Genomic DNA, 13,661 nt, shown 5'->3' with positions numbered 1-13,661 from the left:
ATGTTTCGTGTACTTATCGCAGATGACGAGCACCTTATCCGATCGAGTTTGACCAGCAAAATCGAGCAATTCAGCGAGGAAACGGTTGTTTCTGGCTTGGCAGCCAACGGTGTGAAGGCTCTGGAATGGCTGGAGGAACATTATGCGGATATATGTGTGACAGATGTCAAAATGCCCCTTATGGGCGGACTGGATCTGATTGCGAAGGTCAACGAGAGATATCCGTGGATGATTTCTGTGGTCGTTTCAAGCTATGATGAATTTGAATTTGCCAAAACAAGCATGCAGCTCGGAGCTATCGATTATATTATCAAGCCTGTGGACCAGGAGCAGCTGAATGGAGCTCTTGCCCGTGCAACCGGTGAGGTGGCCTCGCAGCGACGAGCGGAAGCGGCTATGCTGTTGATGCGATCGATTCCTCATCATCAAGACATGCTGCAGCGATGGGTGCTGCATATCCAGACCGTTCAACTCGAGGCACTTCCGCTCCTAGTCGTGGATACATTGGATATGTTGGAGAGTCTGACAGGTGACCGATTCTATCTGTTAAATCCTCTTTCCATGGCATGGTTGGAAATGATTGTGGAAGAGCTCAAGAAAGAAAAGGTAAAGATTGAGCTTCATGAGGGCAAGGATTTGGGTCTCTGGGAGAAGACGATTCTGCAGGATAAAGTGCGCAGCTATTTTCGGTTGTGCGCTGTGCGCCGTTTGGAGGAAGGCGCACAGCGGATTTTTGCAGTCACGCAAGCAATTAAGGACCAACCGTCCCGCAGAGCTATAGAAGAAGTAAAATCATTCATAAACGACCATTACGCGGATAAGCTGAACCTGCAGGAAATTGCGGATCGGGTAGCGATCAGCAGGAATCATTTCGCTCATTTATTCAAGCAGGAAACGGGTACGACAGTCTGGAGTTATCTGATTCAAATCCGGATGGGGAAAGCGAGAGAATTACTGCTAGCCACCGATAAGAGAGTTTATGAGATTGCACACGATGTCGGGTATGACAACAGCGTTCACTTTTCCCAAGTATTTAAGGAACAGTTCGGTTTAACTCCCGCCGAATTCAAAAAACGGATGGAAAGATAAGACAGATGATTTCCCGACGATTCTGATATATATCGTTCCATGCCCTCATTGTGATGCGGAATCGATTTTTCTACAATGAGTCTAAAGCGTTCTAATCACTTAGCTCTTGGGAGGGGAAGTATGGGTCATTTCTATAAAGTAGAGCAAAATAACGGAAATTGGGCGTTTATCTCGCCGCAAAACAAACCCTTTTATTCCATCGGTGTAAATGGCGTGCATAATCAGATCGTGGATCAAGCTCATTGGCTGAAGACGGATCTGGTACAAAAATACGGCGGGAATCGAGAATGGTTCCCCAATTGGGCCATGGATAAGCTGAACCAGGTCCGTCAGTTCGGCTTCAATACGCTTGGCGCTTGGCATGAACCCTATTACTGGGGGAACGGTTTACCGAAAACAGTTGAAATCCGCATGTCCAGATTTGCGCCGAAGGTCAATACGGATTGGGGGACAGGCTTCCCTGATGTATTCGATCCCAAATTCCATGCTTCTGTGGAACGCGCATGCCTTGATTGCTTTATGAGCGGCCGTGGCGAAGCGCTAATGAACGATCCGGGTGTTATTGGTTATTATACCGATAATGAAATACACTGGTGGGGACATGGCGGCAAATGGGGCAACAATGACCCGGGCAACGGTTCTAACGATACTAGCCTAGTTGACGACTATTTGGAACAGCCGGCAAGCGGGTACGGTAAGATGGCCTGGATCGAAATGCTGAGGGAATGCCACAGTTCAATTGAGGGATTGAATGAGACTTGGGGAGCCGAATATACGGATTTTGAAGATTTGGCGCATATTGCGGTTTACCGGGCGGATCATCCGGAAGCGCTGGAAGCGGATAAAATGGCTTTCCTTCGTATGATTGCAGAGGTTTATTACAAAACGACTTCGGCTGCGCTCAAGCGATATGATCCAAACCGGCTTAACCTGGGGGACAGGATGGTTGGAACGAGCACACCGGAGATTGTTTTTGATGTGATGAAAGACTATGCAGATGTGATTACGCTGAACTTTTACAGTTTCGACCTGCCCGAACGGTGGATGAGTCACATTCACGAAAGAACTGGCTTGCCGTTTATGATTACGGAATTCAGCTTCTGCGCGGGTAGGGAAGCAGGATTTCTGATTAATACGAACGGAGCCCGTAATGTCCTTGTTAGGAACCAGTCCCGCAGGGGAGAAACCTATCGCAGCTTTGTGGAAGAAGCAGCCCGCATGCCCTTTGTTGTGGGAACGCATTGGTTTGCCATGTACGACTATGGGAATCCGCAAGGCTTGATTGGGAATTATGGGCTGCTGGATCTTGCTGACGAGCCGTATGGAGAGTTCGCGGAATTGGTCCGTCAAGCGAACGAAGGTGTGCTTCGTATCAGAAATTCGCAGGAAGCGTGAATATTGTACGCGTGAAGCGCACGCCGCTAGCTCAATTTTGTCGGAGCTGGCGGCATTTTCATTTTTATATTCATTTTGGAAGGCTTTGGAACCCATCTGATTTTCGTGTACACTTAGATTGAAGCTTAATGAACGCAAATCATTATCATATCCACAAATACTCTTGGACAAAGATTGTGGATAACTTTTAGAAATGCGTAGATCGAGATGAGAGAAGTGACTTTACGTGAATCAGCACTACCAATTATCCATTGAAGAGGTATTGAAACGCCCTTCCTTTCAACATGCCTACATCGCGGCTGGCAAAATGGGCTTAGGCCGCTTAGTTCGTTGGGTTCACATTATCGAGGTGATACAGTTTGAACAGCTGCTCCAAGGCGGGGAGATGATTCTCACCACAGGTGCGGCCTTCAAAAACGATACCGACTCGTTCATGACCTATCTAGACCAATTAATCCATAGAAATGTAACCTGTCTCTGTATCGAGATGGGACACTATATAAGTTCAGTTCCACAAGCTTGGTTGGATGCGGCCGAGGCTCACGATTTCCCGCTCATTATTTTCCCAGAAGCCGTGCGGTTTATTGATATCACACAGGATATTCATGCTCATATTATTAATCAACATCATAAGGCTCTTCAGGATTTGGAAAAAATATCGCGTGAATTCCATCGGATGACCCTATCTTCACAAGGTGTTGCGCATGTACTAGCTTTATTGCAAAGCAGTACCAAAGGTCAAGTCATTTATGCGCCTGTGGATGCACAGCCGAAGTTCACTCCGCCACTTGGGAAGCGGGAGTCAGCGCAGTGGTTGGCTTTTCTCGCGAGAAGAAAATTAGAAAGCGGAAATGAAGGTCTAAGCGTTGGACCGTACTATGAAGAGGTCGAAGGGCACACGGTCATTGCTCAGCCTGTTGGAGCTATGGGCAAAACATGGGCTCACATCCTGCTCGTTCTGGATCGTAAGCCGCAGGAGTATGAGTATTTGATTCTGGATTCGGCATCGCTTTCCATCGCGCAGGATTTGCTGCGCAAACGTTATATTGAAGAGAGAAAATTGTATTCGCAAACGCTATGGGTCGATGATTTGCTTCATATGCGCATACATGATGAGGAACAGATTAAGGTGCTGATCGGTGCTGAATTTAAGCGGCTGAACGCACTGACCTATCGGGTTATTTTGATCGAATTTGAACAGGAGCACGAAGAAGGGGTGGCCGCGGAAGATGCTGGTATCGAATCTGCGGGGCTGCACTTGTCGCTTGCGGCACGATCCATTTTTGAGGGGCAGCTATTTCATCCTTTAATCACGTTGAAACACAACAGACTTGTCGTTGTCGCGTTCGATAAGGCTCCCCAGAAGGCAGCTAAAGAGCGCTTGCAGCATGTGTTTGAGTCGATTCAGGGGATGAAGGATAACGAGGGGATCCAGTTGAAGATCGGGATTGGCCAGCCCAATCAAAGCTTCCTGCAAGCGCATCGCAGCTATCAGCAAGCGCTGCAAGCATTATCCTTAACGGTCACACTGCAGCAGAAAAACGTGATGTTTTATGATGAACTGGGCGTATTTGAGCTGTTATTTCATATAGCAGACAAGGGGATTCTGGAGTCATTCATTCGCTCCTATCTCGGTCCGATTTTGGAACATGACAGCCAGAAAGGCAGTGAGCTGCTGCGAACCCTGAAAGTATACCTCGACCACGATGGCTCGAAGCAAATCGCTGCGCAGCAGCTTTTTATCGTGCGGCAATCCCTCTATTATCGATTGGACAAAATTGAAGAGCTGCTGGGCGCTGATTATATGCATCCTGAGAAAAGATTGGCGCTGCAAGTAGCGATCCGGGCCTACCAGCTGCTCCATCCCGAGAAGAAATTGTGAAAAGAACCGTGGTCAATTTTTGACAAAATGTCTAATGGAACTTAACCAATTCTCTCTTATACTTGGAGACAAGTAGAGAGCGATCCTTTCGTTAGGGGGTCCTCAAGAGAGGTTGATGGGGCATGATTATTGGCGTTCCTAAGGAAATTAAAAATAATGAGTTTCGCGTTGGCATGACACCGAGCTCGGTGCTATCATACAAAAAAGCTGGACACGATGTAAGAATCGAAACTTTAGCTGGACACAGTATTGGTTTCACCGATGAGGATTATACGGCAGCAGGAGCAACGATTGTTGCAACCGCAGCGGAAGTATGGTCGGCAGATATGGTAGTCAAAGTGAAAGAACCGCTCCCCGAGGAGTACGGCTATTTTCATGAAGGTTTGATTTTGTACACGTACCTGCATCTTGCTCCTGAGCCAGAACTAACACATGCGTTGGTTAACAAAAAAGTAACAGCCATCGCTTATGAAACGATTCAGCTGGACAATGGAAGTTTGCCGCTGCTAACCCCGATGAGTGAAGTGGCTGGACGGATGTCTGTTCAGATCGGTGCGCACTTTCTAGAGAAAGCGCATGGCGGCAAAGGTATTCTACTGGGCGGCGTCCCAGGCGTTGAACCAGGGAAAGTAGCTGTTATTGGTGGCGGAATTGTCGGTGCCAATGCAGCAAAAATGGCCATCGGGCTCGGTGCTGATGTAACAATTATTGACCTGAATGCGGACCGGCTTCGTCAATTAGATGATCAATTTCAGGGACGTGTGAAAACGATCATGTCAAATCCGTATAACATCGCAGAAGTTGTGCGTAATGCGGATCTGGTTATCGGTGCGGTATTGATTCCAGGTGCTCGCGCACCTCGTCTCGTGACGGAGGACATGGTGAAAACGATGAGTCCAGGCAGCGTAATCATTGACGTTGCGATCGATCAGGGTGGATCGATCGAGACGATTGACCGCATTACTACGCATGATCAACCAACCTATGTGAAGCACGGTGTCATCCATTATGCCGTTGCGAACATGCCTGGAGCCGTGGCTCGCACCTCCACATTGGCGTTGACGAATGTCACAACGACTTACGGTCTGCAAATCGCCAACAAAGGCTTCGAGCGTGCAGCCCTCGACAACAAAGCTATTGCCAAGGGAATTAATGTGGCACAAGGACATGTCACGTATCAAGCTGTTGCGGAAGCACACGGATATACGTACACTGATGTTTATTCATTGCTACAGTAGAAATAAGATGAGAGGCCTCCACAAGATTGTGGAGGTTCTTTTTTTGGGGTAAGTAAAGTGCCGCTAGGAGTGAGTTGTATGGAGAAGGGAAATCGGGATTGTGGAAAGGCGGTGGAAAGGGTAGAAATTTAGCTAGTAGAGTGCTTTAGGCATATAGATGGATTTCCTACAGTTAATTCTTGGGGATTTCCGTTCAAACCGCGATTAATTGGATTTCCTACAGTTATTTTTTGGGTAATTGGCTGATAGGAGTATTCTGGTGAGAATTAACTACCTTTTTTACATCTAAATCGACTATTCAGGGTGATTTCGTCGAAATAGATGTACATTTTCCAGTTAAGTCCCCCCCCATCACCCAAACATTCGGTCCTATTAATCCCCACCCCGGCAACTTCACATTGACGCTACATTTATTAGCATATAAAATTGGAAAAGTGAAACGTTTCAATGCTAGGTTCTCACATAATTTTTGCTATGAAGAATTAAGCCTTATAAGCTTTTCAATAGGAGATGACAATTTGACGACGATACAGCAACGACAAGTGGAAATCATTGCCAACATTGCAGCCGCTGCGTACATACAGCCAGTCTTGAGCAATGGCTTTCTTTTCGAAGGGGACGTGCGTGATAACTTCTATTATGCATCCTATCTATTCGCCGCTTCCGTAGATGCATCGATCCCTTTCGAGGGTGATCGCCAAGAAGCGAAGGACAAAGCGGAACGCGTTTTCCTACACTTACTCGAGATCCAAGATCAGGATCCAGCTAGTAGCACCTACGGTCATTGGCCGCTTAATCTAAGACCAACGCCTCAAGAGGCGTCCAAGAATACATTGCCTGTCGAGCTCATGGGGAGCTTGATGGTTTATTTTGCTCAGCGTTATCAAGAACAATTGAGTGATGGCCTTCGCGTGGCTTTTGATAAGACAATTCGCCATATATATGATTGCAATTTTTATCGGAAACCGATCACAAATTATGGACATCACGAAGCTAAATATACTGCAGCCAAGCTCATTTTGGGACAACGCTACGAGGATGCCGATTTACTCAAAGATGGATACGAAAGCTTGCTTATGACGCTCGAACGTGTAACTTCCAAAGGGATGACGGAGTACGGTGGATTGCCATGGTTCTGGCATTGGGTGCAGGCTTTCACATGTGCATGGCAGTTGATCCAAGATGAAGAAATTCGAAGTGAGCTGGCTCGGATGTTGGACTACTTATGGAACGAACGTGCGATGTACTACTTAGGAGGCGCATGGGCAGGCCCACACGCGCGGATTTGGCCGCACGATATGCCCAAAGATATGAATGTGCTTCACGATTACGTACAATTCGGGGATTTCAAGCTGCCGGATCACATGCCAAGAACTGAATATGCTGGTTTCCTTGTGTATGAAGCACCAGCGCATTGCCTTCAAACAGCCCTGCAGCGGTCATCAGTGCCTGTGGAAATTAAACGACAAATTCCAAAACAAATCCATCAAGCGGAGCATGAAAATGATCATCTCCACAGTTATGTATACTTCACAGAGAATTTTGCAATGGGCGGCATGTGGGAGCGAATTCGTGAGTTCGATAACGAACAGCACCGCTGGGACGTTGCTTTCCCGCTCGATCACGTACAAGGTGTGAATCATGCTTATTTTTTCCATCCAGATTTGGAGCAGCCAGAAGGAGATTTGCGACATCAAAGCGAATACACAGAAGTGCTTTTTCATAAGAATGTGATTGTGGCTTCTTATTCCATACCAGAGAACCAGCCTGGTTATATCAAAGGGTGTTTGCCGTTAGGTGAGTGGGTTGAGTCACCAAATGGCCTTTTTGGACGGGTAGGTAACGCCTTAATGGCTGTCTTCATCCAGCAAGCCTATAAGCGCGAGATACTGGAGGATCGCTGCTTTGTAACTAGCCGGGGGAGAACGAATGCAGTCGTCGTCGAATGCATCGAACTGGCAGAAGCGGAGTCACACGGAATTCGCGATGTTCACCATTTTGCAGAAATAATGATAAGCAAGCAACCCAATTATGGTGAAAATAACGCAATCACATATACGTCCTTGATGAATCAAACATTGTTAGTAAGCGGCGATCCAACGAAGGAAATCAGTAGACTTATCAATGGTGAAGCCATAGATTTCAATTCCTATACGGTCGCTTAAATTCATAGAAAAGAGGATGTACACATGCCAGCAATTGATTATCCACTAGAGAAGCTTCTCACGTATGAAGGGCGTAATCCAAGACCCGAAGACTTTGATGCATACTGGGAGCGTGCAATCGCTGAAATGAAAGCGGTAGATCCCCAAATTGAACTTCGCCCAAGTGAATTTCAAGTTCCGTATGCGGACTGCTTTGATCTGTATTTCACTGGTGTGAAGGGAGCTCGTATTTACGCGAAATACATACGTCCGAAGAACGTGACGGAGCCTCATCCAGCTATTGTTCAGTTTCATGGATATTCCGGTAGTTCAGGGGATTGGAATGATAAGCTTTCATACGCAGCGCTTGGCTATTCGTTCTTCTCTATGGATTGCCGTGGTCAAGGCGGGTTCTCTGAGGATGTAGGCGGAACCAAAGGGACTACATTACGAGGCCACATTGTTCGTGGTTTGGATGATCATCCGGATCAGCTCTTATTCCGTGATATTTTCTTGGATACCGCACAGCTTGCGGGGATTGCAATGAGTATGCCTGAGGTTGACGCTACACGTGTAGGTGCGATGGGAGGCTCACAAGGCGGTGCGTTGACGATTGCTTGTGCAGCGTTAGAACCACGCATTAAGAAACTGGCACCAGTCTACCCATTCCTCAGTGATTATAAGCGCGTATGGGAGATGGATTTGGCGAAGGATGCGTATCAAGAGTTGAAGGATTTCTTCCGTCGTCATGACCCACAGCACAAACGTGAGGAAGAATACTTCACGAAATTAGGCTACATCGATATTCAAAATTTAGCGAATCGTATTCAAGGTGATGTGATGATGGCCGTAGGTCTCATGGACACTGTATGCCCGCCGTCTACCCAATTTGCAGCGTACAATAAAATCACAGCAAATAAAAAGTTGGAAATATTCCCTGATTTTGCACACGAGGGGTTACCAGGCTTCAATGATTTGACTTTCCAGTTCATGATGGATCTTTAACAAATAAAAAAACCACTCCCATTCAATTAGATGCGAGTGGTTTTTTGCGCTCAGCTTGCTGCTGGCGATATTGACTCGGTGTGACACCGATCATTTTTTTGAAAAGCTGATTGAAGAATTTCATATCCTGATAGCCAACAAGTGCAGCAATATCACTGATTTTATCGGAAGACTCGCGCAAATACTGACAACAGGCTTCCAATCGGGCGTGCTGCACATACGTTGTGAAGGTCATCCCTGTTAGCTTTTTCAACTGTCGTTGGAGCTGGCGTTCACTCAAGGAAAGCTTGGTGGCCGCCTCGACAAGCGTGATGGGGCTGCTGCAATTCATACGTATATACGCCAATAAATTCTCGATGCTTTTCATACTGGTTTGAGGAACCTGCGGAAGCTGTTCCAGCGTCGCACGATGCATAAACACGAGCAACTGCTCAACGCAGGCTTGCATAACGGTAATAAAGCCGACGCGGCGAGCATTATATTCGAAAAGTAATCGCTCAAACAAAGGTTGGAATTCACCGTTTTGTTCATGAAAGGAGAGGAATTCCACCTCACCATTCGGTTCAGCCGCTTTTTGAAAAAAAAGTGGGATTTCTTGCTCGCCCATCATCGCAGCATGCTGAAGCAATTGGTTCATCCATGCCTGCGTAAAAATACAGTTATACACAATGAGCGGTTTTTTTTGATTCGTCGAGGAAGGTCGGAACACATGGGATATGCCAACCGGCAGGAAAAAGAGATCTCCTTTGGTCACTTGCATACTGACATTGTCAATATAGTGGGAGCCGCTACCTTCAGCTACATAGCTAATTTCGATGAAATCATGTGTATGCTGCTGCAAATCAAAGGATTCGTGAACACGATTCACATAAAGTGGCAGCTCAGGAACGAAATAGAGATGGCCCGGCGATTCCATAATGCTTCGCTTGATCGTCATCTTATTTCACTTTGAAATGAACAACAGCACTATACAGCATTTTACCTGCATTCGGGTCGAATACAATGTGATGCTGGATGGCATAAACATCAAGCATTAGCGCCTTGTTATTATCAATTTGGTCATTAATTTTCTTTTCGAGTGTTTTCAAGTCATAGGCTTGAAAAAATTCAATTTTATTTTCAATTCGATCTAAAATAAAGTCCATGATCCTGCGCCTCCTTCGGTTCTATGTAAATTTATGACGACTTCTCTTATTATAACGTCAATATTTGATATAGGAAGTGCAACTGAATAGGCGTATACTGTGAATTGCATAGGATCGGACGTTTATAATACAATGTAAAGCCTTACAAGCCAGTCAAAAAAGGTATGGGAAGTGATGTCGTTTGAAACCTACACGGTTATTGGTTGATTTCTTACTAAAGAAATGGCCGTTGTATGTCATTGCCGCACTCTCTATTACGGTAGGGAATATTGTTTACTCGTACTACCCCAAGTTACTTGGGATGTTTACGGATCAGCTGCAAAAGGGTGGACTCAGCAAAAGCTTAATTGCCAAGTATAGTCTAGAGCTGCTCGTCATCGGGGTTACCTTCGGTGTTTTGTGCGCGATTGGGCAATACATGATCATGCGGAACGGGCGACGCTTCGAATTCGAAACGAGAAATCGTTTGTTTGATCATTTCACCCAATTGGGAGCAACGTTTTATTCGAAGAATGGCGTTGGCAAGCTGCTGAGTTATGTAATGAATGATGTCACGGTTATTCGAGAATCGATCTCGATGGGCATCAACCAAGTTGTAAACTCTGTCATTTTAATCGCTGCCGCAATTTTTTCGATGCTATTCAGTTCCATTCCGTTGTATGTCATCCTGATCTGTATCGTGCCTTTATTACTCATTCCTATTTTATCTGTCAAATTTCAACCCATTATTAAGGAGCGGTCCTTAGCGGTTCAGGAAGCTTTAGGATCCATGACGGAGTCGGCAGAAGAGCAATTCGGCGGTATTCGGGTAGCTAAGAAATTCGCAGTAGAACCGATTATGATCGGCCGATTTAGTGAAACCGTTGATCGCATTCGAGACAATCAGTTACGATTAGTGCGGCTTTCCTCGCTATTTGAAGCTATAATTCCGTTTCTGGGTGCGGTATCGCTCATTGTTGCGATTGCTTTCGGGGGCTATTTGACGATTCATGGCAGGATTACGATCGGGAATTTCGTTGAATTAACGCTGTACATTCGGATGATGGTCAATCCCTTACAGCAAATTGGACGTGTGATTAATGCGCTGCAGCGCTCACGAGCTTCCTTGGAGCGGGTGAATGAACTGCTGACGATGGAATCGGAAATCAAACAGAAGGAGCTTGCCCAGCCTACCCATCTCGAGCAGGAAGAAATTCGCATCGAACATTTATCCTTCTCTTATCCAGATGATGAGGATGAAGTGCTGCACGATATCTCACTGAAGATTGAACCAGGCAAATCGATTGGTATTATTGGCAAAACGGGCAGCGGGAAGTCCACCTTGATGAAAATCATGCTGCGTATCTATGATCCGCCGGAAGGGACCGTATGGATTGGCGATAGCGATATCCGTGACGTGACGCTTGAAAGCTTGCGGAATCAAATCGCTTATGTGCCGCAGGAGGGATTTCTGTTCAGCACTTCGATTAGGGATAATATTGCCTTCTTCAAAAGGGAATCCTCGATCGAACAAGTGGAGCATGCTGCCAATAAGGCGCAAATTTTGTCTAGTATCGTGTCGTTTCCAGAAAAATTTGAGACGAAGCTCGGTGAACGTGGGGTCACCTTATCAGGTGGTCAACGCCAACGAACCAGCTTAGCAAGAGGGATTATTAAGGATTCACCTTTGATGATTCTAGATGACAGCGTCAGTGCGGTAGATTCAGTGACAGAGAAGCATATTATCGATGCGATCAGGCAGGAGCGATCGAATAAGACGACCATCTGGATTGCGCATCGTATCTCGGCACTGAAACACACCGATGAAATCATCGTGCTGCATGAAGGAAGAATTGTGCAACGTGGCACGCATGATCAACTACTTGCGCAAGAGGGCTTGTATGCGGAGCTGTATGCCATACAGGAAGGGGGCAACGAAGATGTTCAAGCAGACGAAACCTCCACTAGAGCCTAAACAAACGCAAGCATCTTTTCGCGCGTTAGCCAAGTACGCCAAACCGCATAAGCTTACATTTGCTATTGTTATTGTGTGTGCGCTGCTAGGTATCGCGGCAGACTTATTTCAGCCTTACTTGGTCAAAATTGCGATTGATGATAATTTGATGATCGGTAAAAATGACTTCAGTGCCCTGATCATGATCTGTGTGATGTACGGGGTGTTATCAATCTCAAGCATGTTCTTCAGCTACTTACAAAATAATTTACTGCAATTCGCAGGTCAAAGCATTGTAGCTAAAATCCGCAAGGATCTCTTTCAACATATTTTCAAGCAATCCATGTCATATTATGATAAAACGCCAAGCGGCAGCCTCATCACCCATGTTTCTAGCGATACGGAAACCTTGAACCAGTTCTTCACGCAAGTGCTCCTAAGTTTAGTACGTGATAGTATGACATTGATTTTCATCGTCGTTCTTATGTATCATTTGGATCCGACGCTGACGCTGTACAGTATGATTGTGATTCCGATCATCATACTCATCGCGGTGGGCTTCCGCCAATATATGCGCAAAACCTATCAGCTATCGCGTTCGAAGCTGTCTCAAATGGTTGCTTTCACGGCTGAGAATTTATCAGGCATGCACCTGATTCAAGCCTTCCATCAAGAGAAAGAGCAAATGAGTCGCTTTACGGATAAGAACACGGGCTATTTCCGAGCGAACCTGAGAGAGGTTCGAACGAATGTGTTATTCAACCGCTCCTTTGACATCTTAGGAAATTTATCGATCGCCTTTATTACTTGGATTGGCGGTATTGCCGTCTTCGACAAAGCGGTTGAATTTGGCGTGCTCTACGCCTTCATTACGTATATTAGGCAATTCTTTCAGCCGATCAATAATATTACGCAGCAATGGAATACCTTACAATCCACGCAAGTGTCCATGACTCGGATATGGAACATTTTCGCGGCTCAGCCTGAAGTGAAAGACAAAGAGGCTTCGGAGCTGATCACGCTGGTAGACGTAAAAGGTGATATCCATTTTGATCATGTACGCTTCGGTTATCAGAAAGACACAGCTGTCATCGAAGATCTTCAGTTACATATCGCACCTGGCGAGATGATTGGTATTGTTGGTACTACGGGTGCAGGCAAAAGCTCGCTGATAAGCCTGCTTTGCCGCTTCTATGATGTCCAAGGCGGCAGCATCCGGATTGATGGTGTGGATATTCGAGACATTTCACAGACGGATCTCCATCGGACGATTGGCTTGGTACAACAAGAGCCTTATTTGTATGCAGGGAGCATTTTGGAAAATGTAAGAATGTTCGATCCTACGATTTCACCAGAGACGGTGATGGATGCCTGTAAATTGGTCGGTGCGGATGCACTGATTTCTCGGATGAAGGATGGGTATGAGACACGGATTTCAGAGCGAGGCAGCGGTTTGTCGGCCGGGGAACGACAATTGATTTCTTTTGCCCGCATCATCGTATTCCAGCCTAAAGTTCTTATCTTAGATGAGGCTACAGCTAACCTGGATTCACAAACCGAGCAGCTCATTCAAACAGCACTGAACATTGTTGCCGAAGGAAGAACGACGATTGTCATTGCACATCGCATCTCAACAATTATGCATGCCGACCGTATTATCGTGATGAGTCACGGGGAAATTGTTGAAGAAGGTACACATGCCGAGCTGCTTGCTTTTCAGGGCTTTTATGAGCAATTGGTTCAGCATTCACAAGGAACGCAAACTGAGGGGAATGAAAAGGAAGGTCGCATTTCATCCATAGGCTAATGATCAGGTACTAGGAATAGATA

10 protein-coding genes are annotated in these 13,661 nt (G+C 46.0%); 8 read left to right on the top strand and 2 right to left on the bottom strand.

What is annotated here, in order from left to right:
- The 6 genes from AC58QG_RS09605 (at window position 1) to AC58QG_RS09580 (ending at window position 8,753) form a co-directional block, all read left to right on the top strand.
- Window positions 1-1,089: a helix-turn-helix domain-containing protein gene (locus tag AC58QG_RS09605; protein ID WP_497361824.1), complete on the top strand. Its 1,089-nt coding sequence runs from the start codon at window positions 1-3 to the stop codon at window positions 1,087-1,089.
- 120 nt (window positions 1,090-1,209) lie between these two features.
- A complete protein-coding gene (locus AC58QG_RS09600; protein ID WP_497361823.1) occupies window positions 1,210-2,484 on the top strand; it encodes a hypothetical protein in 1,275 nt (424 codons plus the stop codon).
- 226 nt (window positions 2,485-2,710) lie between these two features.
- Complete coding sequence (locus AC58QG_RS09595) at window positions 2,711-4,366, top strand: PucR family transcriptional regulator (protein WP_497361822.1); 1,656 nt, start codon at window positions 2,711-2,713, stop codon at window positions 4,364-4,366.
- Between the two features lie 122 nt (window positions 4,367-4,488).
- Window positions 4,489-5,604, top strand: coding sequence for an alanine dehydrogenase (gene ald, locus AC58QG_RS09590; protein ID WP_497361821.1), 1,116 nt, complete (start codon window positions 4,489-4,491; stop codon window positions 5,602-5,604).
- 518 nt (window positions 5,605-6,122) lie between these two features.
- Window positions 6,123-7,769: a hypothetical protein gene (locus tag AC58QG_RS09585; RefSeq protein ID WP_497361820.1), complete on the top strand. Its 1,647-nt coding sequence runs from the start codon at window positions 6,123-6,125 to the stop codon at window positions 7,767-7,769.
- 24 nt (window positions 7,770-7,793) lie between these two features.
- Window positions 7,794-8,753: an acetylxylan esterase gene (locus AC58QG_RS09580; RefSeq protein ID WP_497361819.1), complete on the top strand. Its 960-nt coding sequence runs from the start codon at window positions 7,794-7,796 to the stop codon at window positions 8,751-8,753.
- Window positions 8,754-8,775: 22 nt separating this feature from the next.
- On the opposite strand, the gene AC58QG_RS09575 is transcribed toward AC58QG_RS09580, so the two are convergent.
- Window positions 8,776-9,690, bottom strand: coding sequence for a helix-turn-helix domain-containing protein (locus AC58QG_RS09575; RefSeq protein WP_497361818.1), 915 nt, complete (start codon window positions 9,688-9,690; stop codon window positions 8,776-8,778).
- Window position 9,691: 1 nt separating this feature from the next.
- Window positions 9,692-9,898, bottom strand: a complete 207-nt coding sequence (locus AC58QG_RS09570) for a YrzA family protein (protein ID WP_497361817.1) — start codon at window positions 9,896-9,898, stop codon at window positions 9,692-9,694.
- Window positions 9,899-10,079: 181 nt separating this feature from the next.
- Between AC58QG_RS09570 and AC58QG_RS09565 the strand changes: the two genes are divergently transcribed.
- On the top strand, window positions 10,080-11,852 hold the full coding sequence (locus AC58QG_RS09565) for an ABC transporter ATP-binding protein (RefSeq protein WP_497361816.1): 1,773 nt from the start codon (window positions 10,080-10,082) through the stop codon (window positions 11,850-11,852).
- Entirely contained in the window at window positions 11,818-13,638 is a 1,821-nt protein-coding gene (locus AC58QG_RS09560) for an ABC transporter ATP-binding protein (RefSeq protein ID WP_497361815.1), read from the top strand. The genes AC58QG_RS09565 and AC58QG_RS09560 overlap by 35 nt, the downstream gene beginning before the upstream one ends.
- Window positions 13,639-13,661: the final 23 nt, after the last annotated feature.

It is taken from the genome of Paenibacillus sp. J22P169 (assembly GCF_059691995.1).
The sequence above is the reverse complement of the archived record's forward strand: the minus strand, read 5'-3'. Positions and strand labels throughout refer to the sequence as shown.

What these genes read in the sequence shown, in the direction of transcription:
- AC58QG_RS09605 (WP_497361824.1), top strand. Translation starts at nt 1, where the DNA reads ATGTTTCGTGTACTTATCGCAGATGACGAGCACCTTATCCGATCGAGT.
- AC58QG_RS09600 (WP_497361823.1), top strand. Translation starts at nt 1,210, where the DNA reads ATGGGTCATTTCTATAAAGTAGAGCAAAATAACGGAAATTGGGCGTTT.
- ald (WP_497361821.1), top strand. Translation starts at nt 4,489, where the DNA reads ATGATTATTGGCGTTCCTAAGGAAATTAAAAATAATGAGTTTCGCGTT.
- AC58QG_RS09580 (WP_497361819.1), top strand. Translation starts at nt 7,794, where the DNA reads ATGCCAGCAATTGATTATCCACTAGAGAAGCTTCTCACGTATGAAGGG.
- AC58QG_RS09575 (WP_497361818.1), bottom strand. Translation starts at nt 9,690, where the DNA reads ATGACGATCAAGCGAAGCATTATGGAATCGCCGGGCCATCTCTATTTC.
- AC58QG_RS09570 (WP_497361817.1), bottom strand. Translation starts at nt 9,898, where the DNA reads ATGGACTTTATTTTAGATCGAATTGAAAATAAAATTGAATTTTTTCAA.
- AC58QG_RS09560 (WP_497361815.1), top strand. Translation starts at nt 11,818, where the DNA reads ATGTTCAAGCAGACGAAACCTCCACTAGAGCCTAAACAAACGCAAGCA.